The sequence below is a fragment of the Luteolibacter algae genome, from assembly GCF_042683045.1.
GTDB lineage: Bacteria > Verrucomicrobiota > Verrucomicrobiia > Verrucomicrobiales > Akkermansiaceae > Luteolibacter > Luteolibacter algae.
Genome location: NZ_JBHUIT010000002.1, coordinates 419,482 through 445,333, shown reverse-complemented (window position 1 = coordinate 445,333; position 25,852 = coordinate 419,482). Strand labels below are relative to the sequence as shown.

Sequence of the window (25,852 nt, the reverse complement as noted above, 5' to 3'; positions counted from 1 at the left end):
CACATTTCTCCCGCGCCACGATTCACCGCAGATGAAAATTGACATCCTCACCCTCTTCCCGGACATCGCCCTTTCTCCTCTTAGCGATTCCATCATCCAGCGTGCACGGGACGCGGGATTGGTGGAAATCCGAGGGCATCAGTTGCGGGATTGGTCGGAGGACAAACACCGCCGCGTGGATGATTCACCGTGCGGTGGCGGGCCGGGGATGGTTCTACAGCCGGGGCCGCTGTTTGCGGCGATTTCTGGACTGAAACAGGAGAACACCCGGGTTATTCTCATGACTCCGCAGGGTGCGCCTCTGAAACAGGCGAGGGTGCGGGAGCTTTCCACCGAAGAGCATCTATTGATCGTTTGCGGGCATTACGAAGGGGTGGATCACCGAATTATCGAGGAGCTGATTGATGAGGAAATTTCCATCGGGGATTACGTGCTTACCAATGGTGCGATCGCGGCAGCGGTATTGTGTGATGCCGTGATCCGCTTGCTGCCGGGCGCTCTTGGCGGCTCCCAATCCGCCATTGAGGAATCATTTACCGATCCGAATTTATTGGAAGCCCCGTGCTATACCCGACCAGTGGATTTCATGGGCAAAAAGGTTCCGGAGGTATTGCTGTCGGGGAATCACGGAAAAATCGCCAGGTGGCGCGATGAACAAGCATTGGCCCGCACCACACAAAACCGCCCGGATCTCAAGCCATAGCCCGCCGGACTCTGGCTCCCGTGAACGTCAGGCATGGACCGCACAGGCTTGCAACCGGTATTCCAAATCAGCCAGGGCGTCCATGAAAGTGCGGTATGCCTCTTCCGCGCTTTTGTAGGGTGAAAAATAATTTTTCACATCTCCATCGGCCCCACCCTTCGTCGACATCCAATACGGATGATCGGATGACTGCAAACGGCCCCATGTCGCAAGCATCACGGGATCGCCACAGGAGACGATCTTCGGCTCCAGCTCGCGGATTTTGGCCATTGCCTCCTGTTGCATGGCATTCCCATACCATGCGGAAAGATCTCTTTCGGCATCTGCCCAAGAGGTCACTTTCGCACAGTCATATTCCTTTAGAGACGGGTAGATCGATACCGCCTCGCTCGGGGTGACCCACTGCGAGCCAGCCTCGATGAGCACTTCCGGAACCTTCTGCCAGAACTCGTAAATACCCTTCTCTGCCTTTTGGTGCTCTCCAATCGACTCGTAATCCATGAAAAGATTCACAAGATCACCCGGCGATTGACCGACCCAATCGGTGAATTTTTCCCATGTCAGCGGATAGCCACCCCAGGCGGAATCCGAGAAACGAAATGCCAGATCATTGGAGAGCGTATGGTTCCTCATCAGGGTCTTGATGCGTGCGGTATCCGGCGCCCTATAAAGATAGTTCGGGGAAATACCTTCCGTGAAGGCAGGTGTTCCCTCCGCGATAATTCCTTCGAAGCCGAGGGTTTCCGCTTTTGCCGCAATTGAGTTGTTATAAATCAGCTCGGAATTCCGGAATACGCGCGGACGAACCGAAAAATTCTCCTCCAACATGTCCAAATGCATATCCACCTGACGTTGGAACTCCTTGTCCGAATAGACGAAAGCGAGCGAATGATAATAGGTCTCCGCAAGAAGTTCCACTCCTCCGGTGGCCACGAGCTCCTGGAAAGACTCCAGGACATCCGGCCGGAATTTCTTAAATTGTTCGACAACCGTGCCACTTAGCGAAAGTGCCATGCGGAATAGTCCGTGGCTCTCCTCTATGCGCTGTTTGAACATTTTGTTCGCAGGCAGGTAGCATTTATCTGAAACGCGATTCAGAATCTCCCGATTCAGCGCATCGTCCTCGTAAGGAGGCTTCAACCGCGTCCTATCATTCTGGGGAGAGATCAGGCGGTGCGGCTGATGAACCTGAAAGTAGAGACAAACATCGGGCATGGGCTTAGGGGTTTATGGAAAATGTTAGGGAGAAAATCAATGGCCAAGACAACCTCCAAGCGGAGTGGCTGGCGCGTTTTGCTTAGCTTGTTTCCCGCCATTTGGAATCAGCACGGAGCAGGCCAATCTTTCAAACGGATACGGCCGGGATTTATTCAAAATTCGTAAAAAGACCGTAACCGAAAGAACTACAGCCCGCTCGATGGCTTCAGTGCTTCAGATTTAATTTTTTCAGCTTCGGTTCCACCACGAACTGGCAGTAGCCATTGCGCGATTTATTCTCAAAGTAGTATCCTTGATGATATCTCTCTGCTGGATAGAAAGTTTCGGCCGGACTGATTTCTGTCACGATTGGCCGGTCAAAATGCTTTTGCGCCGCCTCCTTTGAGGCCTCCGCGATGTCTTTCTGCAGCGCATTTGTATAGAAGATCACCGAACGATATTGCGTTCCGACATCGTTACCCTGGCGGTTTAGCTGGGTGGGATCGTGCAAATCCCAGAACCATGCGAGAATCCGCTCAAAATCGATTTTCGCAGGGTCAAATACCACTCTTACGACCTCCGCGTGGCCGCTTGAACCCGTGCAGATATCCTCGTAGCTCGGGTTCTCCCTGGATCCACCCATGTATCCGGAAATTACCGAATCAATGCCGTCGATCTGGCCCAAAGCCGCCTCGATACACCAGAAACAGCCCGCTCCAAGGATCGCGATTTCAGCCCCTTCGGGGACAGATGAGAGTTCTGCAGGTAATTTCTGGGAGATATCCATAGGTTCTTTCCGGTCGGGGAGTTCGGCAGAAAGGTAAGCGGTAACTTTGTAAAAACAAGGGAGCCGCCGCGCTTTTCTCCTGTTGCGAAGATTGGGGAGACAGGCTTTCTTGTCGGATGATCGAAACACGCTTGGAGCATGATTCCATGGGGGAATTGGAAGTCCCCGCAAGTGCGCTCTACGGCGCTTCCACCCAACGGGCCGTGGAAAATTTCCCCATATCCGGCGAAGTGGTAGCTCCAGCGCTGATCCACGCCTACGGGCTCATCAAAGAGGCTGCCGCACTGGCAAACGCGGAGCTGAAGATGCTGCCTGCGGAACTAGCGGAAGGTATCGCGGCCGCCGCTCGGGAAGTCGCCGAGGGAAAGCATGACCTTCATTTTCCTGTCGATGTATTCCAGACGGGCTCCGGAACCTCGACAAACATGAACGTAAACGAGGTGATCGCGAATCTTTGCTCGCGTTCTGCAGGGGAATCGCTCGCTTCCCGAAAACCCGCACACCCCAACGATCACATCAATCTCGGCCAGTCATCGAACGATACATTTCCAACGGCGATCCATCTTGCCACTTGCCTGGAGCTGCGCGACACATTGATCCCCGCGCTGGAATGCCTGCAAAATGAGCTTTCCGCGAAGGCCGAGGCATTTCACCCCGTGTTGAAGATCGGGCGGACCCACTTGATGGATGCGACTCCAATGCGTCTGGGCCAGGAATTTTCCGGATATGCGAAACAAGTGGAACGGGGCATCGACCGCGCACACAAGGCCATCAGAGCCCTTCTGGAAGTTCCTCTGGGAGGGACAGCTATTGGCACCGGCCTGAACCGCCACCCGGATTTTCCGGATACCGCGATACACTTTCTGCGGGAAAAAACCGGATTGGAACTTCATCGGGCGGAAAACCCCTTCGAAGCCCAGGCAGCCCGCGATGCATTGGTGGAGGCCCACGGACAGCTCAACACCATCGCCACCTCACTTTTCAAAATCGCCAATGACATAAGGCTTCTTGGCTCCGGCCCGCGATGCTCCCTGGGAGAAATCAAACTCCCCGCCCTCCAGCCCGGATCTTCCATCATGCCGGGAAAAGTCAATCCCGTGCTCTGCGAAGCGGTGACGATGGTCGCGGCGAGAGTCTTCGGAAACCAGGCAAGCGTCACTTTCTGCGGCGCCAACGGCCAGTTCGAGCTGAATACATTCATGCCTTTGCTGGGGCAATGCATGCTGGAATCCATCAAGCTGCTGGCCGGGGCCTCCACGGCTTTCGCCGAGAAATGCGTTGCAGGAATTGTCGCGGACCGGGAGCGCTGTGAGGAGCTGATCGAGCTTTCCTTATCCATGGTCACTTCGCTGGTCCCATTGATCGGATACGACAAGGCTGCTGCAATCGCAAAGGCCTCTGTTCAAACCGGAAAAACCGTCCGCCAGCTCTGCCGGGAGCAACTGGACGAACTCGCTATCAGCAACGAGCAGCTGGAAGCCGCGCTGGCCCCCGCGACAATGGCCGATCCGCCCGAGACGGGATCGCAATAGGCCATTTAACCTGCAGTTCGCACGATAAGAAAGATTGTCGGAATCTCTGCCAGCCGCTATCAAAAGCTCGCAAATGAAATATCCGACGCGATTCCAGCAAAAGACTCTTTGGAGTGCGGCCACAGGATTGGCGATGCTCGTGCTGGGTTCACTTTTAGTAGGCCTGGTGTGGCTGGTGGGGCAAATTTTTGGATTTCTGCAGCCGGTGTTGGTTCCTCTCATCGTCGCCGGCATCATCGCCTACCTTCTTGATCCAGTCGTCCGGGTAGTTGAAAAACGGGGGCTTAGCCGGTTCTGGTCTGTCATCACTGTTTTCCTGGCCACACTCATTGCGATCACCTTGCTGGTTGCGGCAGTCATCCCTGCGATTCAGGGCGGCAGAGAGTTTTTCAAAGGATTGTTTTCCACGTCTGATCCACTGGAAAATGTGGAAAAAGTAGCCTCGGAGGTCGGCAAAGCCACGGCGGAAATCAGCGATGCCGATTTACAACCTGTAGCCGATACAGCCACCGACATCGATGGAACAGTGGAAATCCAGATACCCACGGAGCCGGAATCCGAGCCGGATCTATCACCTGCCCTCGCCCGTTCCTTGCACAACCTCCGCAGCAAATACAAGGACGGTCCCATAGGCTGGATGCTAACGGAGACCACCGATGGAGGCGAGCCCATCGCCTACGCAAATGGCACCAAAAGCCCTGAAGCGCTGGATTTCTTCTATCGCACCCGTGCTGGCAGAATGCTTTTCAAATACAAGGACGAGATCCTCGATACTGGCAAAAAATGGCTTTCCGTGGGTTCCTCCAAATTCTTTGGCTTTCTCGGCCTGGTCATCGGCATGATCATGGTTCCGGTCTATCTGTTTTTCTTCCTGAAGGACTCGATTTCCATCCGCGAGCACTGGCACGAATACGTTCCGCTGCGCGCATCGCGCTTCAAGACCGAGCTAGTATCCACCCTGCAGGAAATCAATGGCTACCTCATCTCCTTCTTCCGCGGACAGGTCGTTGTCGGCGTAATTGACGGGATACTTGTTGGCATTGCCTTGTTTTTCTTTGATCTGCCATATGCCCTGCTGATTGGCGTCTTCATGGCCATTCTCGGCGTGATTCCCTACATCGGAAATATTCTTTGCCTGATCCCGGCCTGCATCATTGCCTACCTGCACGCGGAAACCGTAAAGGTCCCTTTCGATCTTGATCCCTGGCCATACGTTGGTTGTGTCGTGCTGATCTTCGCCGGCGTCCAGCAGATCAACTCGCTTTTCACCGCACCAAAGATTGTAGGTGATTCCGTAGGATTGCACCCGCTGACGGTGATTTTCTCCATGCTCTTCTGGTCGCTTATTCTCGGGGGATTCGTGGGCGCACTGCTCGCGGTGCCACTTTCGGCGGCAGTGAAGGTTATTTTCCGCCGCTATTTCTGGGAGAAAACGATGCGCGAGCCAAAGCCTGCGAGTTTTACCCCCTAACCCAAAACTGAAACTTTTGCTTTTTTGGAGAAAGACATCCCCCCTCTCCAATGGTAAACATACAGCCCAATGCCAGAGGACGAAGACGAAGACGAACCCCAAAAAAAAGAAGATGCCGTCATTACCCAGGCCTACGCCAAGACGCGAAAAAGCCTGATCGCCCGGCTCGATAACTGGGAGGATCAGCGCACCTGGGACGAATTTTATCAAACTTATTGGAAGCTGATTTACTCCGTCGCCATCAAGGCGGGTTTGCGTCCGGAAGAGGCTTTTGACTGCGTGCAGGAAACGATCCTTTCCATCGCAAAACAGAGTAAGAAGAAACTCTATGATCCCGAGCAGGGCTCATTCAAAACCTGGCTGATGAACATGACCCGCTGGCGCATCAACGATCAGTTCCGCAAACGCAAGAAGGACACAGCAATGAGCGGAGGTGAATGGGACGACGAACGGAAAACCGCCGTCATCGACAGGATCGAGGATCCCAACGGCGAGGTGCTCTCCCGCCTCTGGGATGTGGAATGGAAAAAGAATGTCGCTGATGCAGCACTGGCGCGCGTGAAAGCCCAGGTCTCACCGAAGCAATACCAGATTTTCGATTTTTATGTCATCCGCCAATGGGATGCGAACAAAGTCCAGAAAAAGCTTAACGTCAGCATGGCGCAGGTTTATCTCGCAAAACACCGCGTCGGCGCCGTTTTAAAGAAAGAACTCGCCAAGCTGGAAGACGAGATTGAGTAACATCCGCAGATGCCCTCTCCGAAACGAACCCATCCGAACATCCCCGATCACGACGTTCTCCGAAAAATCGGTGGCGGCGCCTACGGCGAAGTGTGGATGGCACGGGGAGTAACCGGGGCGATGCGGGCTGTAAAAGTCGTCTGGCGGGAGGATTTTGACGACGAAAGAACCTTTGAACGCGAGTTCGAGGGTATCCTCAAATTCGAACCGATCTCACGCGATCACCCGGGGCTGGTCAACATCCTCCACGTTGGGCGCAGCCCGGACGGGGTTTCGTTTTATTACTATGTCATGGAGCTGGGCGATGACGTCGAGACCGGCCAGGACATCAATCCTGTCGAATACGAGGCGAAAACGCTGCGCGCCGATGGGAAGGCGGGAGTCCGGCTGGATACGAACTTGTGTATTGATGTCGGTCTGCGGCTGGCAGAGGCACTGGAGCATCTCCATGAGCGCAATCTAGCTCACCGCGATGTAAAGCCCTCCAATGTTATTTTCGTCAACGGCAAGGCAAAACTGGCAGACATCGGCCTCGTCGCAGCCCGTGGACAGCGGACATTTGTCGGCACGGAAGGATTTGTCCCTCCGGAAGGCCCGGGCTCCGCCCAAGCGGATGTCTACTCACTGGGGAAGGTCCTTTATGAGATAGCCACAGGAAAGGATCGTCTGGATTTCCCCGAGCTACCGGATGAGATACCCACCGGTCTGGAGAGAAAACGCTGGCTGGAGCTCAATAAGATCATCTGCGATATCTGCGAGCCGCGGATCAGCAAACGCAAGATCTCCACCGCCAGAGATCTTGCCTCCGCACTCCACCGCCTCCAGCGCGGGAAAACCAGGCGCAGCCGCAACATTTCCATTTGGGCAACGACGTGCGTGCTTTTCGGTTTCGCATCCTGGGCATCCTGGCAAGCCATGAAGGACAGTGAGCTTCTTCCGTGGAACCATGTGCCGGAGGACGCCCCGCGAGCCACGATTGTGAAAGGTCTGCTCAGGGTCGTCACCACACCGGAGGGTGCGGAAGTATTCACGGAAGACGGGACGCTCATCGGGATCACTCCAACGGAGGGAATTTCCGCCCCGGTTGGCAGCGAGGTCAGCTACGTGGTCAAAAAGACCGGCTATCGGCCATTGAAGATTTCCGCGACAGTTACGAAAGAAGCGATCGAAGAACCGATGATCGTTTTCGGCACTTTGCAGAACTTCAGCCCGCCAAAGATCGGAGAAAAATGGGATGATCACCTCGGGATCACCTATCTCCCGGATGGGGACGAGCACGTTAGCTCCCGCTATGTGAACAAAAAAATTTGGCGGGATTTTTTAAATTCATCCAAACGCTCCGACCACTCGGTCGAATACATCAATATCTCGGAGAACGGGAAACCATCCGAAATTGTTCTCGCACAATGGCCGGACATCATTGCGTTTACCGATTGGGCGCGAGGCGGCGGGATCAGGAATGGCTTTCTCACACAAGACAATGAAGTTTATGCGAAAGTCGACCAGTCCTTTGACAATGCCCAGCTCAGCAAGCGGGCGAGGCGGGAAAACCTCAAACCCTTCCGCCTCGCTGTCCGGGAATACCGCTATGGCGCAGTGCAGCTGGTTTCCGAGCCACCCGGTGCCGAGGTCTATGTGAATGGCCTGGCGGTAGGCTCCACAAAATATGATGGCAGCACCCTGCTCATCCCGAAAGTGAAACCCGGTCCGGTGGAATTGGTCATCGTATTGGAAGGATTCAAGCCTCTGACGATCAACGCAAAGATCAAGCCCGGCGAAAACCTACCGATCGAAGCTGCTCTAGTCAAAAATGAGGGCGTCGTCTTCGGCCAACCCTGGAAAAACGGGATGGAAATGAAGTTCGAGCCCATCGGCTCAGATCTGATGGCTTCCGTTTTCGAAACCCGCGTCAAGGACTACGAAACCTTCATCCGCGATGCCAAATACCAATGGCCCCGGCGCCCGGATTTCCAGCAAGGGCCCAATCACCCGATCATTTATGTATCGCGGGAAGATGCCCAGGCCTTCTGCGACTGGCTCACCGAGCGGGAACGGGAAGAGGAGCGCATCGCCCTTTCCCACAGATACCGCCTCCCGACCGATGTGGAGTGGAGCCGGATGGCAGGACTGGAATTCGAGGTGGGGGATGGCCCCGGGCAGCGCGATGCGAACAAACCCGGAATCTACCCGTGGGGCTCCGGCTGGCCACCTCCGGAAACGTTTGCAAACTACGCGGATACTTCCGCAGCCGAGTTTCCCGGAACAACGTCCGACAGGATCATCTCCGGCTACACAGATGGCTTCCCGCGGACTGCTCCGGTGGGCTCCTTTCCTGCAAACGGGCAGGGTTTATATGATCTCAGCGGCAATGTTCAGGAATGGGTGAGCGATGATATCTCTGCCACCACGACCGGCTCGCTGGGTGTCGTGCGCGGCGCGGGCTGGAATACCTACCTCCGGGAAAACCTGCTTGTGGGTTGGCGCAATCCCGTCCCTTCCGCCTTTCATGGCTCCTACTACGGCTTCCGGGTTGTGCTCTCAAAGACCGAGGCCCACGACGAGGCCAAAACTGACAACTAATTCTCCCTCGACAAATCCGGCGATTTGTCCGGGAGGAAAGGCCCTCTTACCTGATGTCCTATATCCAGCGCAGTGGCTCGTTCACAGACGGTTCGCAGTTCACCCAGAGCCTCGTGTTGAAAGAGGGGTCGATCGAAAATCCGCGCAAGGAGGAAAACGACCGTGGAAGTTTCAACATGCCCGCGCCATAGCACTCTGGAATCAACTTCCGTTTAGCATTACAAAAAGGACCCGGCAGAAAATTCCCGCCGGGTCCTTCGGAAAACAGTGCGATCCCAACCGCTAGATACCGGTTACGATCTCAAGATCGGGATTTGCCTTCTTCAGCTCCTCCATAGCAGCATCCGAAACATCGGTCTGCCAGAGGTAAAGACGCTTGAGGTTGGGCAATTCCGAGAGTTTTTTGACTCCCGCGTCCGTGACCTTGGTGCCGTAGAGATTGATCGACTCCAGATTCTGCAATTTCGCCAGCGTGTCCATTGCAGCATCGGTGATCTGAGTCTCGGAAAGGCGGATCATACGCAGATTCTCCGCAGGCTCCAGAAGAGCGACCGTGCGGTCCGTCACCCCGGTAGCGGAGAGATCCAGACTGACCAACTGAGCGATTACCGGCCCGACTTCCGCAAAAATATCGTCATTGAGCGTTTTACGCATCGATACACCGGTGAATGTGAGACCTGCGGACTCCTGGGACTCAAAGGTAATCGCGCCCGGGAATTTTACCGCGAGAGCATCGACGCTTTTCTTCAAATCATCGGAGGGTTGGCTGGAGTCTGCGTTCGCAGCTTCGGCATCGGATGAGCCTTCGCCGTGCGCATGATCCTCGACGAATTTCTCGGTCATTTTCAGGTTCCCGATCGCGTCGCGGATCTCGTCTGTGATTTCCAGATCGCCCACGGTTTTGGCAGGATCCGCGCCTTGATTGATCCACCATTTCAAGATCGCGACCTCATGGTCTTCGATGTCTTTTTTGCCCTCAGGCGGCATGTGCTCGTCATCGTCCTCAGGAAGATCGATACGGAAGATGATGTTACTGTCGATGGCATTGCCGGGCTCAATACCTTCGCCCTCCTTGCCACCTGCGAGCAGGAGATCATAGGTATCCAGGCGGAATTTCCCTTTGGCTTTTCCTTCCTTATGACATTCCACACAGCGCATTTCCAGGATTGGCTGGATGATATCCGCATAGACGATCTGCTCCTCCAGCGGCTTAGCTGCCTTCTCCTCCTTCTCGATTTTTGGCTCCAGCCCCAGCGCCTCGCGGATCGGGTTCGGCGCATACTGGGTCAGGTAATCGGAGCCGTGGGTGATTGAGGCACCATCGTGGCTGGCGTAGCCCATGATACCCACGCTTGAGAAAAGCAGCACCCGATAGAATGCCTGGGATGAGCTCGGCGCCATCGACCAGGATTTTACAATAAAGGTGAAGACTGCGGCACATGCGAAGATCAAGCCACCCCAGAGGTGATCGTGAGCGAGTTCACTCCCCTCGAAGCCGCCACCGTGATAAAGAAGAAATCCAGCCAGCACGGCCAGCACAGCACTGGCTGCGCCAAAGAACATCGGAAAAATCGTCCTTTGCGGCTTCTTCCTGGAAACCATGGCCAGAAGCTCCTGGAAAAGGATCAAAGAAAAAATACCGATCGGCAGGTGGAGTAAAACAGGGTGGAAATGCCCGAGGAAACGGACGATATCCGGCATTTTTTCGCCATCCGGCTCACCAGCCAGATATGGCATGGCAATAAGCCCGCCGATGGTTATCAGTCCGATGAGGGTGATCCCCCACGGCTTTCTATGCTTCGAGCCTGCGGCATCGAGATCTGTTTCTGTGCTCATATTTCTAAATATCTATCAGATGGGTTTTCTGGGGAGAATCAGACATCAATCGTGATGTCCTTATCGTCTTTGGGTTCTTGACTACGCTTGGATTTGCCTTTTTTAGACAGGAAGGGCAACCATTTCCGCAAGTCATACCCCAGGTAGAGTGTGCATTTCAGGAAAACAGCCAGCGCTACTCCCTCGTCAACAAAGGGGATCGGATCCGGTATCGGCCCTGCGGTGAGCAGATACAATCCGGAGAACACAGCTCCAATCCATGCGAGTTTTCGTTTCATTGGTTAAAGCACATACGTTGTAAGAATCCTCCAACTTTCCGAGTTTTCTTGATTTCAGCACCTTGCTCGCCAAGCTTCCGCCCAGCTATGGATCCACTTTTACTGAAAACACTACACCTTGCAGGCGTGTTCGCACTGTTTGCCTCCCTCGGCGCGACAATGATCGGCGGTAGCAGCAAAAAATCGGCAAGTATCCTGCACGGGGTTGCGTTGCTATTCATTCTTCTGATCGGCTTCGCCATGCTCGAGAAACCGCCGATGGACCAATATTGGTGGATGGTAAAATTCGGCATCTGGCTCTTCATCGGCTTGGCTCCGGCACTATCCAAGAAGAAGGTTCTGCCGCCAACCATTGTCTTTGCTCTGACGCTTTTAGCCGCCAGCGCTGCCGCTTATCTAGGTGTGGCCAAGCCATTTTAGGCTGCGGCTAACGCCGCCCCAAGATCGTCCGATGCGCTGGGATCACGCTTCCGCGCTGAGGATCCGTGCCTGATCGAAATCGTATGGAGTGAGCTCCAAACGGATTTTCGCCCCATCGGCAAATTCTGTTTTTGCTTCCGTCAGAGGTTTTGAGAGGTGGCCTAGCAACACTTTTCCGTTCATCAGCTCCACACGGTAAAGGATTTCGCCCTTGCGCTCAAGGATCACGCCGGTTGTTTGGATCGCAGTTTCAGACATCAGGAGAAAGCTCATCCCAAATCCCGCCAGCGCACAAGCCCGGCGAGAGGCATTTCACCATCAGGATGCCAAAAAATCCCCGGTTCTTGCCCTTTGCCCGGGGCACATATTCTTGGCGGCGCTATCAGATCGAGCTGATCCGCTGCCGAGATGGGCTCCAGAACCGCTGTCGATAGATAATCAATTTCCGGGCCAAGCTTATCCGGAGTGAGCGATTCCGGCATAGAAACCACACGGACGAATCCACTCAAGGGACCGGCACGCAATTTGATGTCTTCACCATCAAGGACCACCGTCCAATCAACTGATTCCGCACTCTCCCACATTTGGAGGTTTGCTCCATTCGCTATACGGAAGCGTGTCAGCTCCCGCTCATTGCGGACTCCTCCCGCTTCCGAAAAATCCGGCTCCTCCCGCCCGTTTTCCGCAAGGTATCGCTCAAGCGCTGCCGCGAGATCTGCGCAAAATCGTGGCACATCCCCCCTGAAGTAGACCATTTGCACAGAAAGGCACCCCCGCTGACCGTAGCGCATGATGTCTTCCGCCAGGTCTTCGGCCAGCCCCTTTCGATTTTCGAAAACGAAAGCCGCACTCAGCTTCGGACCGTGCTCGGTGATGCGCGTTCCCGGAGAGAGCCAATCGCGAAAAAATGTCAACGTTTCCGCTCCACCATAGATGATGGCCACCTCCGGCGCGCGCCACTGCTCAGGCAGCACCCGCCGCACGTCGAGACCCGCCACGCCGGCAGCCCATTTCTCGAATTCGGCCAGCCCGGCGGATGGCACTTTCACCCACGATTCACAGCCAATGAGGATCGCACGAAAAACGCTCTGGAAAGCCGCATGCTCGGTATTTCCACTCACGATGTGAAGCACAGGCCCCCGCGCCACTGCCCGTGAGCCCGCCACCCAGCTCTCCAGCCGTCGCTCATCGCCGATCTCTGCCCTCAGCCACTGCCTCAGGATCGCCTCATCATAAGTCCCGACCCATTTTTCAAGTGCTTCCCTCTGTGAGATCAGGAAATCGATTCTTTCCGCGAGTGTCTTCATACAGCTTCTCCTAATACATCCTCCACACCACGCGAGCATCCACGGGCAATTGCCGCAGGATCCCTGCCGATGAGATGAAATTCCCTATCCCCGGCAGCAATGGCAAGATCCTGCGTCCTGATCGCGGAGACGCTCTCCAAATTCGCCAGATCGATAATTTCCAGGTAGCCGATTTCCCCCCGCGCGGCCAGGTGTCCGGTTTCCACATTCAAAACTCTCACTCCTACCCACGGCGGGCCTTTGTGGGTTTCCTCTCCGCCCCATTTGTAGAATTGCGAGAAGAGTTCGGTCATGCCGTATTCATTGACAATGCGGCTCAAGGGGATGCCGAAATGCTGTGATAGAAGCGATCTTACCTCCTCCGCTCGGAAGCTTTTCCTGAGGCCTTTGCTACCACCGGTCTCAAAAATCCAGGATCCTTCCGGGAGCTCCAACGCGGGCATTTGCTCACATACTCTAAGCAGAGCAAGCGATGTCCCGAGGACTTCGGTGGGAGCCTCGGGGAAAAAACCGTGGGTTTCCAGCACGCCCCCGCCATCGATCCGCCAATCGGCATCGAGATCTTCCGCCAGTATTTCGAACATCCGGACGAGCGATGAATGCGGAGCATCACTTGCCCTCTGGGAAAAAAACGATGGGCACGTCAGGTTCGGCATCCCGAGCTCCCGCCAGCCGCCGAGCACGGCAGCCCGATACATTTCCAGATCCGTGAACTCATGCTTGCCTTTCACCTCCTGCGTCGTCCCGGAGGTCAGGAAAAACCCGCCGATTCTATCTGCCGGAAAGCAACGGATACCGATCTCGGGGAGCTTGAATACATCTGTCGGCACGGCTGGAATCTCCAGCCAGGAATCCACGGTCCCGGGAGTTTTTCCGAGACTTTCACAATACCTCCGGTAAGCCGTGTTTTCCCGGAACTGATGGGCGAAGACAGCCAAGGCCATTTCATCAAACGATGCTTCTCCTCCCCGCATCCACGCCAGCAGCTTTTCCTTCAGACTCACACCCGTTTCCATAAGCCCTGTGCCCTTGCGATGCAAAGCCCATCCTCACACGGCTTGTCCGCGCATTTCCTATCAGTCGCAGAAGATACGCGCAGTCTAAGGTAAGGAACGCGATGCACCTTTCCCGCAAGTCTGCTCCACTTTCCGCGTGAACGTTCTCGGCATTACCATACTCGTCAGCTCCTGCCTGGCAGCGATTTTCGTTGTCTGCTTTGCGATAGAGTCTCGCCGTGGCCGCAAGTCCAGCTTCGAGCGGGATTCACTGCTCCCTTTCGAGCCCGAGCCCATTGATAAAGCTGAGAAATAAGTCTTTTCCCATCATCTCACAAGATTGCCACAACCTATGACCACCATCACCTACGACGATAAGACCGTCCGCCACTTTATGGCCGCCTCGATTTTCTGGGGCCTAGTCGGCATGCTCGTCGGGCTTCTCGCCGCGACCCAGCTTTCCTTCTGGCAGATGAACGGGAAATTCCTGGAGACCATCAGTTTCGGCCTATTCAAAGGCGAGGGGCTTGCCTACATCACCTTCGGCCGCATCCGCCCTTTGCACACTAATGCGGTAATTTTTGCGTTTGTGGGAAACATGGTTTTTGCCGGCGTTTACTATTCCACACAGCGGCTTTGCAAAGTCCGCACCGCTTCCGATTTACTCTCAAAAATCCATTTCTGGGGCTGGCAGCTGATCATTCTGGGAGCCGCCATCACTCTCCCGGCGGGTCTCACCCGCAGTAAGGAATATGCGGAACTCATCTGGCCATTGAACATTGCCGTGGTGGTGATCTGGGTCGTCTTCGGCTTCAATTTTTTCTGGACCCTGGCGAAGCGCAACGAGCGTTCCCTCTATGTTTCACTGTGGTTCTACATTGCCACGATCGTAACGATCGCCCTCCTTTACATCGTAAACCATCTTTCCATCCCAACTTCCCTGACGCACTCCTATCCGGTCTTCGGCGGTGTTCAGGATGCTCTGGTCCAGTGGTGGTATGGCCATAATGCCGTCGCGTTCTTCCTCACCACTCCGATCCTCGGCATCATGTATTATTTCCTGCCTAAGGCAGCGAACCGCCCGGTCTACTCCTACCGGCTTTCCATCATCCACTTCTGGGCGCTGGTCTTCATCTATATCTGGGCAGGCCCGCACCACCTTCTCAACACCGCTCTCCCCCACTGGCTGCAAACGCTGGGTATGCTTTTCTCCATTATGCTCTGGGCTCCATCATGGGCCGGGATGCTCAACGGACTCCTTACGCTCCGTGGCGCGTGGGACAAGCTCCGGACAGACCCTGTGATTAAGTTTTTCGCCGTGGCGGTGACATTCTACGGCATGGCCACCTTTGAAGGGCCACTGCTTTCCATCCGCTCCGTTAGCTCGATAGCTCACTATACAGACTGGATTGTAGGGCACGTGCACTCCGGTGCGCTCGGCTGGAACGGTTTCATGGCGGCCGGGATGTTCTACTGGCTCGCGCCACGTCTGTGGAAAACAAAACTCTGGTCCACCAGCCTGGCGAACATGCATTTCTGGGTAGGTCTGGTTGGAATTCTTCTCTACGTCTCCTCCATGTGGGTGGGAGGCATCATGCAGGGCCTCATGCTATCCGAGACAAATCCGGGTGGCGCCACCCTGAAATACGAATTCGTCGAGACCCTGCGCCAGATCAATATCCTCTATATTCTCCGCTCTTTCGGAGGAGGACTATACCTCATCGGCTTCATCGCCTGCGCGATCAATATCTACATGACGGCCCGCAGCGGGGAAGCGAATGAGGAGACAGTCGAAATCAAGATTCTGGAAAAATCCAAAAAAGACTCCATGCCTCTCGGCGAGGCCCTGCGCAAGGATCCCGTCGTCTACACCATCGTCGCCCTCGCGTTTATGGTGCTATGGTTTCTGCTTCCCCATCACGCCGACAAGGCAGCCCTCATCGTCACGATCATTCTCATCGCAAAAGCGGTTTCCCTTTTCAAAAACGACACCAAGACATGGTCGGACTACTTCGATAGGTTGCTGGAAAACTACCTTCCGTTCACCATCCTGATTTTTGTCGCCGTCGCTATTGGCGGAGTCGTTCAGATCATTCCCTCCCTCTTGGTGAACCGCGCCGCAAATACGGAGGAACGCCTACAGGTCCCCTACACTCCGCTGGAGCTGGAAGGGCGTGATATCTACGTTTCCGAGGGCTGCTACAACTGCCACTCCCAGATGATCCGCACGCTGGTCCCGGACGTGCTGCGCTACGGTCCGGCAGAAGACCAGAGCTACAGCCGCCTGGGGGAATCCCTTTATGATCATCCCCACCAGTGGGGCTCTAAACGCACTGGCCCGGACCTGGCCCGCGAGGGTGGCGCTATCGTCAGTGGATCGGAAGTAATGCGCAGCGGCCGTCGTGATAATCTCTGGCACTACAATCACTTGGTCGATCCCCGCCAGACTTCCCAGGGCTCAAACATGCCTCCGTATCCTTTCCTCTTTGAAACAAAAGCGGATCTTAAAACTTTGCCGAAGCGCATCGCCGTCCAAGCCACCCTCGGTGTTCCGTATCCTGCGATGACCAAGGACGAGATCGAGCAGCATGCCCGTGATCAGGCGATGCAAATCGCCGAAGCATTGGTAAAAGCGGGTGCCTACCTTCCGGCCCAGCCAGATATGCCGGAGGACGAGCTGATGCGTCATTTATCCGATACAAAAGGCGTGGCTCTCATCTCCTATCTCCAAAAAATCGGGGTCTATGAAAAAGTCGACCACCAGCGGGGAGCGCAACCACTTGATCCCGATTCCATCCGGCGCTCTTCCAAGTAACCTTTAGCGAATTACCCACAAATGTTCCACCGCATCTTCTATCAGGATTGGGTCGCCATTGTGCCGATCATCTCCTTCGTTTTCACCGCCGGCGTCTTCCTGATCGTGAGTATCCGCGCACTTTCGCTCCCGAAGAAGCAGCGGGATAACCTGGCCAATATTCCATTTGAAGACGGCGCTCCGGATCAGGCGGACACCCGGAATCGTTCGTCCAGAACCCACTAACCCTTCACTGCCCAAATCTCATGTCGGAAGAAACAGAAGCTCATAAAGCACAGTATGCCAGTAAGAAGGGCGAAGTCGTCCTCAGAGATCACGAATACGATGGTATCCAGGAATATGACCAGACTTTGCCGAACTGGTGGTTGTTCGTTTTCTTTGGCAGTCTCCTTTTCTTCTTCGGCTACTGGATTGCCTATTATCAGCTCGGCTGGTCAAAAACTGATGGCGAAAAGATCGATCAAGCCATGGAGCGTATCGAGACTGCGAAGAAAAAGGCCTTGGACGAAATGCTCGCCAAGCTGGATGACCGGGCGCTCATCGAGGAGTGGTCTACGAATCCGGAACATATCGCGGCAGGCGAAGAAATTTTCCAGGCAAACTGCATCGCCTGTCATGGCCAGGACCTTTCAGCAAAAATTGATATCGGTGGTGGCCAATCCGTCAATCTGCCGGGTCTTTCCCTTACCGATGGCGAGTGGAAATACGGATCAAAACCAATGGATGTCTTCCGGCTGATCAACGAGGGAACACCTGCTGGCAGCGATGGCCACAACGGTGCGAAGATGGAAGCCTGGGGCCAAAAAATGCCGCCCATCCAGATCGCGGAACTCACCGCTTTTCTTATCAGCAAAAATCCGAAGGATTTTCCGCAACCCTAGAAACTAGCAGTTTCATCAGCGCTGGGGGGATACCGCATCCCGGGAATGTCCTCTCCTTCGCACAAGTCACACAAGATTCCACGCCTCCTATCCGGGCACTACTCGGATAGGATCTTGGTGAAAGCCGACCCACTCAATCGGGCATCTTGTGGAACAGATCAATCCGCCCGGACCGTGAAGCGACATTCGAAACAGGGTATTATCCCAAGGCCGATCCCAATAAAAAAGGCACGGAACGCTGGTTCGCGCGCCGTGCCTGATGGATTCAGTTTAAATTCTTAACGGAGAATCACTTTTCGTCGTGCGGATGATCTTTGAGAAGCTCATCCGGGCTGTAAAAGCCTCTCGTTCCCGTCTCTTTCCGGACCTTGGCGACATCTTCCGGAGTAACCGCAGAAGCTTTATTGCCGAAGGTATTCCGCACGTAAGTTAGAACTGAAGCGACTTCTTCATCATCCAGCATCCCACCGAATGGGGTCATCGGCACTTGGCCGGGATATTTCACGCCCTTCACCTCGATCGGTCCCATCAGACCATGGAGAGTGAGTTTGATAATACGCTCCTCTTCGCCATGAACCCATGGGCTGTCATACAGCGGCGGGAAACCGGAGCCCGGCAGCCCTTTTGCATCCGGCTGGTGACAAGTCACGCAGTGACCATCGCGGAAGTAGATTTCATGTCCTTTCTTGAAACGTTTCTTCTCGATGGCGGTGAGATGTTGGGGAGGTTTCGGGACTGGATTTTCGTCCACGACTTTCTCGGTCACCCCAGTCAAGCGATCGGACACCGTCTTCACAGCTCCTTTGCTCCAAACATCCAGAGGGTGCTTTTCAGCAATCTCCACCACTTCCATCGCTTCATTCGTATCGACCCAGGAGGCGGCGATTACGGCTTCGAGGCGCACACGTCCGTCGCTGTCATTGGCAGCGGCTTTCAACAAGTCCAGATAGCCATCAACGACCTGGTAATTGTAACGAAGCACGCGAACGGCGGCAGCGCGGGCATGGGGATCCTTTGCCTTGAGAAGCGTGTGGAGAAGCGTGGAGTCCACGTCATTCATCGCCCAGGTAGTCCAGAGGGCTTCCAACAGGTGATGCTCGTATTCGGAATCGTTTTTATCGAGTTTCTCCACCCACGCCGCGAGAGCAGGGAGAACTTCATTTGCGGGATGCGCTCTAAGCTCACGTCTTGTCCGGTAGCGTGTGCGATATTCGGTATCTTTGAGATTATCCAAAAGATCGGAAACCGATGCCCCCGCCACTGGTGCGGGCTTCGTCAGGGGACGGCCGGTGTAGGAGATACGGTAGACACGGCCGTGGACGTGATCACGAAGCGGATCACGGGCGTTATGCTGCATGTGGCCGATGAGGACATTGTGCCAATCCGAGACATACAGGGAACCATCCGGTGCAAACTCCAGGTCAGAAGGGCGGAAATTTCCATCCGATGAGACCAGCAAATCCTGACGGTGCGTCGTTTTGAAACCCGTGCCGTCATCTTCGATCTTGTGCTGCTTGATCCCCAGGAAGCCGATGTTGTTGCAGAGCAGCATGTCGCCCTGGACATCGTCGGGAAAATTCCCGGAAGACACGAACTCAAGTCCGGAGGTTGGGCGAACCGCATTGCCCTTTGGCGCGAGGTCCACCGTTGCTTTTGCCTGACCACCATAGTTTGGCTTTGGAGAAATCGGCAGCAGCCAGGTAATGCGCGGACCAGAGGTTTCCAAGGCAAAGTCCTGCCCCCATTTATCGTAGGCGAAGCCCCACGGATTGGAAATGTTCACCTGGGCAGTGCGCTCAAGCTTCGTGCGCTGTGGGCTGAAACGGAAGAAACCACCTTCCACCGCACGCACGGGACCGTATGGGCTCTCCACGTTCGAGTGAAGGAAACGTCCCTCGCAAAGCATGAAGGAACCAGAAGCATCCGCACAAAACGCACTGGCAGCATGGTGAGTGTCGTGGGAATCGAAACCTGTGATGATCACTTCGCTACTATCGGCACGATCATCGCCATCCGTATCCCTGAGCAGAACCAAATGCGGAGTCTGGGCCACGTATACCCCTTCCAGAGCAAATTCAAAACCGATCGGCAAGTGAAGATTATCCGCGAAAACCGTTTCCTTGTCCGCACGCCCGTCACCATCGGTATCCTCATAGATCAGAAGTTTGTCGTCTGGCATTCCGTCGCCCGGGCGATAGTGCGGGTAAGTCGGCATACAGGCAACCCACAGGCGCCCTTTGTTATCGAAGGAAATCTGGGAAGGATTCTCAAGATTGGGGAATTCTTTTTCCGAGGCGAACATCTCAATCTTATAGCCTTCCGGGACAGTCAGGGAGTCCAACGCATCCTTGCCATATTTATATTCTGTCGTGCCGTTTTTCTCGCTTGGTTTGTAGTTCGTCTCCACCTCCGGAAGGGGCGGCAAAGCGCGATCCGCAGAGGCAATATCGAAATCGTTGCCCGTGGCCTTTGCCCAGACCGCCTGATCACGGATCGCCGTCAGACTGCGGATTTTCTCGATCTCCGCAGGATAGTTTTTGGGACCGAAAGGATTGTAACGGCGCCCGTCGACATGAACTCCATTCGGCATCCGGAAATCGTGGGTCCAGAACCAGTTCTTATTGACGATCGTCTTGGCAAGCTCTTCCGGATCCGCCTTGGACTTGTGCCCGGCTTCGCCGAAGGCTCCGTTGGCAAGAATCGGTCCGATAAACTTGTAACCCTCGTCATTCGGAAGAAAGCCATTGCTGGTGTAGTTGGAATCCGTTGGGGCAAAAAGTTCCGAAGTCGGTGCGAACAGGTCGATGAAATCGATGCCCTCTGCGGCGGAAATCTCCCGCATCGCATCCGTATACAGCTTGAGATTGGCGTTTTCCTTTTCTCCGTTGGGGAGATCTCTCTGCGCACTGAGATCTTCGTAGGCCACTGGCGAGACCAGCACCAGACGCGGAGCGTCCTTGCCATTGTATTTCTGGGCTTTGGTGTGATCGATAAATGCTTTGAGCTCACCCTTGAAGAGCTCCAGACCTTCCGGTCCATCGAATGATTCATTATAACCGAAGAAACCGAGAATCGTGTCCGCATGCACCTCGGATAGCCATTCATCCGGCGTGGGATGGGTGCCGACACCAGCATGGTAGGCATTCTGGGGACGGAATTTTTCCGCACCGGGGAATGCCCATTGGGATTTCCGCGAAGGATGCGGGCGGAAGCCCGGCGTATCACCCGGACGGCACATATTCCGGATCACAAGATCCATTCCCGGATAGCGGAGCTGTAGCTCGGTCTCCAGCCACGGATGGTCCAGCATACGCTCGCCGAGGCCGCTTCCGATATATACGATATTTTCCGCTTTATCCGGAGGCACCGGTTCTGCGGAAAGACTTGCTAGCCCGAAAAGGGCAAATAGGGGCGCGGAAATAAATCTCATATTTGGGTATTTCTGTCTCAGTGAGTTTTTACATACAGAGAAAACAAAAAAATTCTGTCATACAGATTTGTCGCAATCCCAGATTTTTTGCCTTCATATTCTGCGAGCCTGCCTGAAAGGCCTGTAAATGCTAGGATTTCCGTGGGCTTTTCCGGACCTAATAAAATACGGGCCACCTGCGAATCGCAGGTGGCCCGTGAGGGAAAAACGTCCTAAGTCAGATCTCCGGGATGAGAGCGGATCGCTCTCGCCCAGTCGTTCTGAGGGGAATCTACTTGGAAACAAGCGGAATGGTGAGCGGCTCAAGGCCCTCGGAAGTCGCGGTCAGCTTGATTTCACCGGATTTTCCGTCTTCTCCCCGGATCACTACCAGAGCCATACCGCTGAATGCCTTGCGGGTCGGGGCTTGGAAGGACTCCAGAGAAGCCGCATTTCCATTATCAACAGCTGCGATTGAAGCAGGGCCTTCCAGCTTGAAATCGATCTGATTTGTCGCATTCGGGCAGAAATTCCCGTCTTTATCGAGAACGCGCACCGTCACAAAAGAGAGATCCTTGCCATCCGCTGTGATTTCAGGACGATCCGCGGTAAGCTCCAGTTTTGCAGGCGCTCCAGCGGTTTTATGGGAATCTTCCGCGATGGCTTTACCGTCCTGGTAGGCGATAACTTTTAGCTCTCCCGCCTCGAACGGAACATCCCAACGGAGACGGTATGGGGTCTCCCAATCATTGCCCTCTTCCCAGTTATTGAAGGCAACAATTTGTTTTGGCTTATCTTTGCCCTTCACCTTTCGTCCAAGAGATTTTCCATTAAGGAAAAGCTCGGCTTCCTCGGCATTCGTATAGACGTAAACCGGGATCTCCTGGCCGGCGCGATCTTCCCAATTCCAGTGTGGAAGCAGGTGAACCATTGGATTGTCTTTTACATCCGTCCAATGGGATTGATAAAGGAAGAAGCGGTCTTTCGGGAAGCCGCAGAGATCCACAGCACCGAAATACGAGGAGCGGGAAGGCCAATCTTCATTCCAGTAGCCATTGGTCGAGTTATCCTTTCCTCCGTGTGGAGTCGGCTCCCCGAGATAATCGAATCCGGTCCAGATATACTCGCCGAGGACATTCGGGTTTTCTCCCAGGAAACGGAACTCGATATCCGGAGGATAAGCCCAAGGCGGCCCGATAAGGTCATAAGAGGTCACCTGCAGCGACTCATGTTTTTCGTATTTCTCGATAGGCAGGTGATAGACGCCCCGCGAAGAAGTGCAGGAAGATGTCTCGGAACCAAGGATATTCCAGTCCGGGTGCTCTTTGCTCACCGTGCTGTATGCGAGCGGTTTGTAGTTGAACCCAGGGATATCCACTTCTGCAGCAAGGCCGTTTTTCACGGATGCCGGATAGTAATTGAAACCTGCGGATGTCAGGCGGGTAGGATCTTCATCCTTACAAATGCGATGAAGGTGACGCGCCATTTTCCAGCCATCTTTTGTGCCCTGTTCAAGGATCTCGTTACCAATAGACCACATGATGACAGAGGGGTGGTTACGATCGCGGCGGATCATATCGCGCAGGTCACGCTCGTGCCACTCATCGAAGAATTTGTTATATCCATTCGGCACTTTTGCCATCTGCCAGCAATCGAAAGCTTCCACCTGAACCAAAAGCCCCAGGCGGTCACAGATTTGAAGCAGCTCGGGAGACGGAGGGTTGTGGGAAGTGCGGATCGAATTGACGCCCATTTCCATCATGATTTCCATCTGGCGCTCAGTGGCACGATAATTGACTGCCGCACCGAGGGCCCCCAGATCGTGGTGCATACAGACGCCATTGAGGCGGACCTTCTCGCCATTGAGGCGCATTCCTTCCCCTGGGATGAATTCCAGTGTGCGGATGCCGAATGGGGTTTCATAGCGGTCAACCGCTGTATCTCCCGAAATGATCTCGGACACCGCCGTGTAGAGAACCGGCGATTTCATCCCCCAGAGCTGCGGAGACGAAACATAAATCGGCTGGGTGACCACCCGGGTCTCGCCCGGCAAAAGATTCAAAGGAGTTGTCGCCTCACCAACGGACTTGCCCGAAGGATCGAGAAGCGTTGATTTAAGGGTCGCCTCCCGGGTTTCATCACCGTCGTGGACGATTTTTGTCTCAATATTTACTTCCGCACTTTCCTTGCTAACGCTTGGCGTGCTGACAAAGGTGCCCCAGTGATCAATGTGGCTTTCATCTTTGATCTCGATCCATGTATTCCGGTAAATTCCCGCTCCCGGATACCAGCGGGAAGAAAGATCTTCCGGAGTAAGGCGGACGGAGATCACGTTCTCTTCCTCACCGAAATTCAGGTAAGGTGTCATATCAAATTCAAAGCCCATGTATCCGAAAGGACGTGAACCGAGAAAGTGGCCGTTCAGCCACACATGGGCGTTGTACATCGCCCCGTCGAACTCCACGGTTACCTTCTGATCTTTTGCAGATGCAGGGACCGTAAAGGATTTCCGATACCAACCCGTTCCATGGAAGGGCAAACCTCCGCAGCGGGCATTATATTTCACGTCGAATGGTCCTTCGATCGCCCAGTCATGCGGCAAGGTTACCTCCCGCCACTCCGAGTCATCAAAATCAGCTTTCTCGGCAGTTTCTGCCTCTCCTTTGTGAAAACGCCATTCGGCGTTGAAACTTTGCCGATCCCTGGCTTGCATCGCCATGGGCAGCAACATCAGGAGAAGTGTGAAAATTCGCAATGGTGTCATTTTTTCTTACTGAAGGGATATGGGGTTCGAAATCGGAAAATACACAGGATAATGTATGCCGCACATTATTTTTGCACACGAATTGCTTTTATCGTATCCGCTCCGCTGCCTACGCTTGAGTAAGCTTTCCGCGAATGCCGCCCGGTAATTTTTCCAGGGAAACAAATTCGCTGGAAAGCGATGGAAGGTAGTGCTTGGCTTCCGCAGCGCCGCAGACGACGCCTCACTTTTTTGTCTTATGATGGACTCCAAGGAAAATGGCGGCACCTCCCTGCCCGTGGCGACTCTTGCGGCCTTGGGCATCGTCTTCGGCGATATTGGAACCAGCCCTCTATACGCCTTCCGGGAATGTTTCGCAGATCATTCGAGCTCTGCTGCGCTCAATCCTCAGAATTTAGTTGGAGCCGCATCATTGATCGTCTGGGCTCTGCTGCTCGTCGTCACGGTGAAATACCTTTTTGTGATCCTTAGACTCGATAATCATGGAGAAGGAGGGATTTTATCGCTCTCAGCACTGGTCCGTTCCGGTTTCCGAAAGCTTGGAAATGATAAAAACCCGCTGTTTGTTGTAATCTTCGGGCTGATCGGAGCCGCTCTGATTTATGCGGATGGAATGCTCACCCCTGCCATCTCGGTGCTCAGCGCGGTGGAAGGTCTCTCAGTCAGCGCACCGCTGATCAGTCATTGGATCGTGCCGCTGGCCGTAGGTATTCTCATTGCGCTTTTTGCGATCCAACGATTCGGCACAGCAAAGGTCGGACGTCTTTTCGGCCCCGTCGTGCTGCTCTGGTTCTTCAGTCTTGCAGCTCTGGGACTTGCCGGCCTGGCGAAACAACCCCAGGTCCTCCTCGCATTGAGTCCATGGGAAGGCGCTTCGTTTCTTGTCCGGGAGTGGAAGCACGCCATGCCTCTTATGGCCGCCGTATTCCTCGCAGTCACCGGAGGAGAGGCGCTTTACGCGGATCTCGGCCACTTCGGTGTGCGGCCAATCCGGTGCGGCTGGCTTATCGTTGTGCTACCCGCATTGGTCCTAAACTATCTGGGCCAGGCAGCACTACTGATCTCCGATCCGTTGGCGATCAAAAATCCATTTTTCCTGCTCGCTCCGGCCTTTTTGCGCTTTCCGCTCACGATTTTGGCCACATGCGCGGCAGTTGTTGCCAGCCAGGCCCTGATTTCCGGTGCTTTTTCGCTTACCGCGCAAGCCGTGCGTATGGCAATCATTCCCCGGGTCCGCATCATGCACACCTCCGATGAGTCCGTCGGACAGGTCTTCGTTCCTTTTGTAAACGGCTTGCTTGCGTGTTCGTGCATCCTTCTGGTCATTTCCTTCGGGAGCTCCGCGGAGCTCGCCGGGGCATACGGTGTGGCAATCGCTCTCACCATGGTCATCACCTCCCTGCTCTTCTTCTATGCGGCCAGGCTTCGTTTCGCATGGGGGATCTGGAAGTCGAGAGTCATTACCGCCATCTTTCTCGTGGTGGATGGCGCATTTCTCGCGGCAAATGCCACCAAGATCGATGACGGCGGCTGGCTCCCCCTTCTTATCGCTGCCATTCTCACCGGCCTTATGCTGATCTGGATCTGGGGCAGACGCAGACTTGCGGAAAAGATGTCTCTGCACGATCTACCGATCGCGGACTTCGCCAGGGAGCTCTCACATGAGAAGATCCACCGTGTCCCCGGATTAGCGATTTACATGACGGGCCACCGGAATAACACGCCTTCCGCCCTTCTGCATAACCTGAAGCACAATCATGTGGTCCACGAGCGCATCCTATTGCTCCACGTCCAGACATTGGACGAACCCCGCGCTGATGATCACGAGCTCCTGGAGCTGGAAAACATCGGCCAAGGCATTCACAAAGCCATTCTACGATTTGGCTTTGCAGATGATCCGGATGTGCCCGCCGCCCTTCGTCAGAGGCTGCCGGAATTCATCGGTTTCCAGCCAGGCAGAAGCACCTACTTTCTGGGACAGGAAAGCTATTGCGTGAAGAAAACCGCAGGCTCCATAGACAAAATCCGGCTCTCCATATTTGCCACATTGGCGCGGAATGCCTCACCGGCCACGGCGTATTTCCACCTGCCGCCCAGCCGTGTGGTGGAACTCGGCGCACAGGTCACACTCTGACC

At 54.7% G+C, this 25,852-nt stretch carries 20 protein-coding genes; 11 read left to right on the top strand and 9 right to left on the bottom strand.

Annotated elements, in window-relative coordinates; translation table 11 throughout:
- The first annotated feature begins 31 nt into the window (after positions 1-31).
- Positions 32-703, top strand: a complete 672-nt coding sequence (gene trmD / locus ACFSSA_RS03145) for a tRNA (guanosine(37)-N1)-methyltransferase TrmD (protein WP_386818318.1) — start codon at positions 32-34, stop codon at positions 701-703.
- 27 nt (positions 704-730) lie between these two features.
- Here the strand turns inward: trmD and ACFSSA_RS03140 are convergent, their stop codons facing one another.
- Together ACFSSA_RS03140 and msrA are read right to left on the bottom strand one after the other, a co-directional pair.
- The gene (locus ACFSSA_RS03140) at positions 731-1,918 is read right to left on the bottom strand and encodes a glycoside hydrolase family 57 protein (RefSeq protein WP_386818317.1); all 1,188 of its coding nucleotides are present in this window, start codon (positions 1,916-1,918) and stop codon (positions 731-733) included.
- Positions 1,919-2,126: 208 nt separating this feature from the next.
- Complete coding sequence (gene msrA, locus ACFSSA_RS03135) at positions 2,127-2,816, bottom strand: peptide-methionine (S)-S-oxide reductase MsrA (protein WP_386818316.1); 690 nt, start codon at positions 2,814-2,816, stop codon at positions 2,127-2,129.
- On the opposite strand from msrA, the gene ACFSSA_RS03130 reads away from it, so the two are divergent.
- From ACFSSA_RS03130 to ACFSSA_RS03115, 4 genes are all read left to right on the top strand, one after another.
- Positions 2,804-4,219, top strand: a complete 1,416-nt coding sequence (locus ACFSSA_RS03130; RefSeq protein ID WP_386818315.1) for a class II fumarate hydratase — start codon at positions 2,804-2,806, stop codon at positions 4,217-4,219. The two genes, msrA and ACFSSA_RS03130, sit on opposite strands and share 13 nt — an antisense overlap.
- 73 nt (positions 4,220-4,292) lie before the next feature.
- Positions 4,293-5,690, top strand: coding sequence for an AI-2E family transporter (locus ACFSSA_RS03125; RefSeq protein ID WP_386818314.1), 1,398 nt, complete (start codon positions 4,293-4,295; stop codon positions 5,688-5,690).
- A gap of 69 nt (positions 5,691-5,759) precedes the next feature.
- The gene (locus tag ACFSSA_RS03120) at positions 5,760-6,431 is read left to right on the top strand and encodes a sigma-70 family RNA polymerase sigma factor (protein ID WP_386818313.1); all 672 of its coding nucleotides are present in this window, start codon (positions 5,760-5,762) and stop codon (positions 6,429-6,431) included.
- Positions 6,432-6,440: 9 nt separating this feature from the next.
- On the top strand, positions 6,441-9,011 hold the full coding sequence (locus ACFSSA_RS03115) for an SUMF1/EgtB/PvdO family nonheme iron enzyme (protein ID WP_386818312.1): 2,571 nt from the start codon (positions 6,441-6,443) through the stop codon (positions 9,009-9,011).
- A 282-nt stretch (positions 9,012-9,293) separates the two neighbouring features.
- Here the strand turns inward: ACFSSA_RS03115 and ACFSSA_RS03110 are convergent, their stop codons facing one another.
- Entirely contained in the window at positions 9,294-10,847 is a 1,554-nt protein-coding gene (locus ACFSSA_RS03110; protein WP_386818311.1) for a c-type cytochrome domain-containing protein, read from the bottom strand.
- A 38-nt stretch (positions 10,848-10,885) separates the two neighbouring features.
- Positions 10,886-11,125, bottom strand: a complete 240-nt coding sequence (locus ACFSSA_RS03105) for a hypothetical protein (protein ID WP_386818310.1) — start codon at positions 11,123-11,125, stop codon at positions 10,886-10,888.
- Between the two features lie 87 nt (positions 11,126-11,212).
- On the opposite strand from ACFSSA_RS03105, the gene ACFSSA_RS03100 reads away from it, so the two are divergent.
- Positions 11,213-11,545 carry a hypothetical protein gene (locus ACFSSA_RS03100; protein WP_386818309.1) on the top strand — a complete coding sequence of 111 codons (333 nt, stop codon included), beginning with the start codon at positions 11,213-11,215 and terminating at the stop codon, positions 11,543-11,545.
- Positions 11,546-11,587: 42 nt separating this feature from the next.
- Here ACFSSA_RS03100 and infA read toward each other — a convergent pair whose 3' ends face one another.
- From infA to ACFSSA_RS03085, 3 genes are read right to left on the bottom strand one after another with little or no spacing between them, the layout of a single operon-like run.
- The gene (gene infA, locus ACFSSA_RS03095; protein ID WP_386818308.1) at positions 11,588-11,818 is read right to left on the bottom strand and encodes a translation initiation factor IF-1; all 231 of its coding nucleotides are present in this window, start codon (positions 11,816-11,818) and stop codon (positions 11,588-11,590) included.
- Complete coding sequence (locus ACFSSA_RS03090) at positions 11,815-12,852, bottom strand: acyl-CoA reductase (protein ID WP_386818307.1); 1,038 nt, start codon at positions 12,850-12,852, stop codon at positions 11,815-11,817. Before ACFSSA_RS03090 ends, infA begins: the two co-directional genes overlap by 4 nt.
- On the bottom strand, positions 12,849-13,868 hold the full coding sequence (locus ACFSSA_RS03085) for a long-chain-fatty-acid--protein ligase (protein WP_386818306.1): 1,020 nt from the start codon (positions 13,866-13,868) through the stop codon (positions 12,849-12,851). Before ACFSSA_RS03085 ends, ACFSSA_RS03090 begins: the two co-directional genes overlap by 4 nt.
- Positions 13,869-14,004: 136 nt before the next feature.
- Between ACFSSA_RS03085 and ACFSSA_RS03080 the strand changes: the two genes are divergently transcribed.
- The 4 genes from ACFSSA_RS03080 to ACFSSA_RS03065 are packed head-to-tail and all read left to right on the top strand — an operon-like array spanning position 14,005 to position 17,543.
- A complete protein-coding gene (locus tag ACFSSA_RS03080) occupies positions 14,005-14,163 on the top strand; it encodes a hypothetical protein (RefSeq protein WP_386818305.1) in 159 nt (52 codons plus the stop codon).
- Positions 14,164-14,199: 36 nt separating this feature from the next.
- Positions 14,200-16,662 carry a cytochrome-c oxidase, cbb3-type subunit I gene (gene ccoN / locus ACFSSA_RS03075; protein ID WP_386818304.1) on the top strand — a complete coding sequence of 821 codons (2,463 nt, stop codon included), beginning with the start codon at positions 14,200-14,202 and terminating at the stop codon, positions 16,660-16,662.
- Positions 16,663-16,683: 21 nt separating this feature from the next.
- Positions 16,684-16,887, top strand: coding sequence for a hypothetical protein (locus tag ACFSSA_RS03070; protein ID WP_386818303.1), 204 nt, complete (start codon positions 16,684-16,686; stop codon positions 16,885-16,887).
- 20 nt (positions 16,888-16,907) lie between these two features.
- Positions 16,908-17,543, top strand: a complete 636-nt coding sequence (locus ACFSSA_RS03065) for a cbb3-type cytochrome c oxidase N-terminal domain-containing protein (RefSeq protein WP_386818302.1) — start codon at positions 16,908-16,910, stop codon at positions 17,541-17,543.
- A 289-nt stretch (positions 17,544-17,832) separates the two neighbouring features.
- Here ACFSSA_RS03065 and ACFSSA_RS03060 read toward each other — a convergent pair whose 3' ends face one another.
- Both ACFSSA_RS03060 and galB read right to left on the bottom strand, forming a co-directional pair.
- The gene (locus ACFSSA_RS03060; RefSeq protein WP_386818301.1) at positions 17,833-20,973 is read right to left on the bottom strand and encodes a PVC-type heme-binding CxxCH protein; all 3,141 of its coding nucleotides are present in this window, start codon (positions 20,971-20,973) and stop codon (positions 17,833-17,835) included.
- Between the two features lie 271 nt (positions 20,974-21,244).
- On the bottom strand, positions 21,245-23,716 hold the full coding sequence (galB, locus tag ACFSSA_RS03055) for a beta-galactosidase GalB (RefSeq protein WP_386818300.1): 2,472 nt from the start codon (positions 23,714-23,716) through the stop codon (positions 21,245-21,247).
- A gap of 238 nt (positions 23,717-23,954) precedes the next feature.
- On the opposite strand from galB, the gene ACFSSA_RS03050 reads away from it, so the two are divergent.
- Positions 23,955-25,850 carry a potassium transporter Kup gene (locus ACFSSA_RS03050; RefSeq protein ID WP_386818299.1) on the top strand — a complete coding sequence of 632 codons (1,896 nt, stop codon included), beginning with the start codon at positions 23,955-23,957 and terminating at the stop codon, positions 25,848-25,850.
- The last annotated feature ends 2 nt before the right edge of the window (positions 25,851-25,852 follow it).

What these genes read in the sequence shown, in the direction of transcription:
- ACFSSA_RS03105 (WP_386818310.1), bottom strand. Translation starts at nt 11,125, where the DNA reads ATGAAACGAAAACTCGCATGGATTGGAGCTGTGTTCTCCGGATTGTAT.
- ACFSSA_RS03050 (WP_386818299.1), top strand. Translation starts at nt 23,955, where the DNA reads ATGATGGACTCCAAGGAAAATGGCGGCACCTCCCTGCCCGTGGCGACT.
- ACFSSA_RS03090 (WP_386818307.1), bottom strand. Translation starts at nt 12,852, where the DNA reads ATGAAGACACTCGCGGAAAGAATCGATTTCCTGATCTCACAGAGGGAA.
- ccoN (WP_386818304.1), top strand. Translation starts at nt 14,200, where the DNA reads ATGACCACCATCACCTACGACGATAAGACCGTCCGCCACTTTATGGCC.
- ACFSSA_RS03100 (WP_386818309.1), top strand. Translation starts at nt 11,213, where the DNA reads ATGGATCCACTTTTACTGAAAACACTACACCTTGCAGGCGTGTTCGCA.
- ACFSSA_RS03065 (WP_386818302.1), top strand. Translation starts at nt 16,908, where the DNA reads ATGTCGGAAGAAACAGAAGCTCATAAAGCACAGTATGCCAGTAAGAAG.
- ACFSSA_RS03125 (WP_386818314.1), top strand. Translation starts at nt 4,293, where the DNA reads ATGAAATATCCGACGCGATTCCAGCAAAAGACTCTTTGGAGTGCGGCC.
- ACFSSA_RS03140 (WP_386818317.1), bottom strand. Translation starts at nt 1,918, where the DNA reads ATGCCCGATGTTTGTCTCTACTTTCAGGTTCATCAGCCGCACCGCCTG.
- ACFSSA_RS03060 (WP_386818301.1), bottom strand. Translation starts at nt 20,973, where the DNA reads ATGAGATTTATTTCCGCGCCCCTATTTGCCCTTTTCGGGCTAGCAAGT.
- ACFSSA_RS03070 (WP_386818303.1), top strand. Translation starts at nt 16,684, where the DNA reads ATGTTCCACCGCATCTTCTATCAGGATTGGGTCGCCATTGTGCCGATC.
- ACFSSA_RS03120 (WP_386818313.1), top strand. Translation starts at nt 5,760, where the DNA reads ATGCCAGAGGACGAAGACGAAGACGAACCCCAAAAAAAAGAAGATGCC.
- ACFSSA_RS03110 (WP_386818311.1), bottom strand. Translation starts at nt 10,847, where the DNA reads ATGAGCACAGAAACAGATCTCGATGCCGCAGGCTCGAAGCATAGAAAG.
- ACFSSA_RS03085 (WP_386818306.1), bottom strand. Translation starts at nt 13,868, where the DNA reads ATGGAAACGGGTGTGAGTCTGAAGGAAAAGCTGCTGGCGTGGATGCGG.
- ACFSSA_RS03115 (WP_386818312.1), top strand. Translation starts at nt 6,441, where the DNA reads ATGCCCTCTCCGAAACGAACCCATCCGAACATCCCCGATCACGACGTT.
- ACFSSA_RS03130 (WP_386818315.1), top strand. Translation starts at nt 2,804, where the DNA reads ATGATCGAAACACGCTTGGAGCATGATTCCATGGGGGAATTGGAAGTC.
- galB (WP_386818300.1), bottom strand. Translation starts at nt 23,716, where the DNA reads ATGACACCATTGCGAATTTTCACACTTCTCCTGATGTTGCTGCCCATG.
- trmD (WP_386818318.1), top strand. Translation starts at nt 32, where the DNA reads ATGAAAATTGACATCCTCACCCTCTTCCCGGACATCGCCCTTTCTCCT.
- infA (WP_386818308.1), bottom strand. Translation starts at nt 11,818, where the DNA reads ATGAGCTTTCTCCTGATGTCTGAAACTGCGATCCAAACAACCGGCGTG.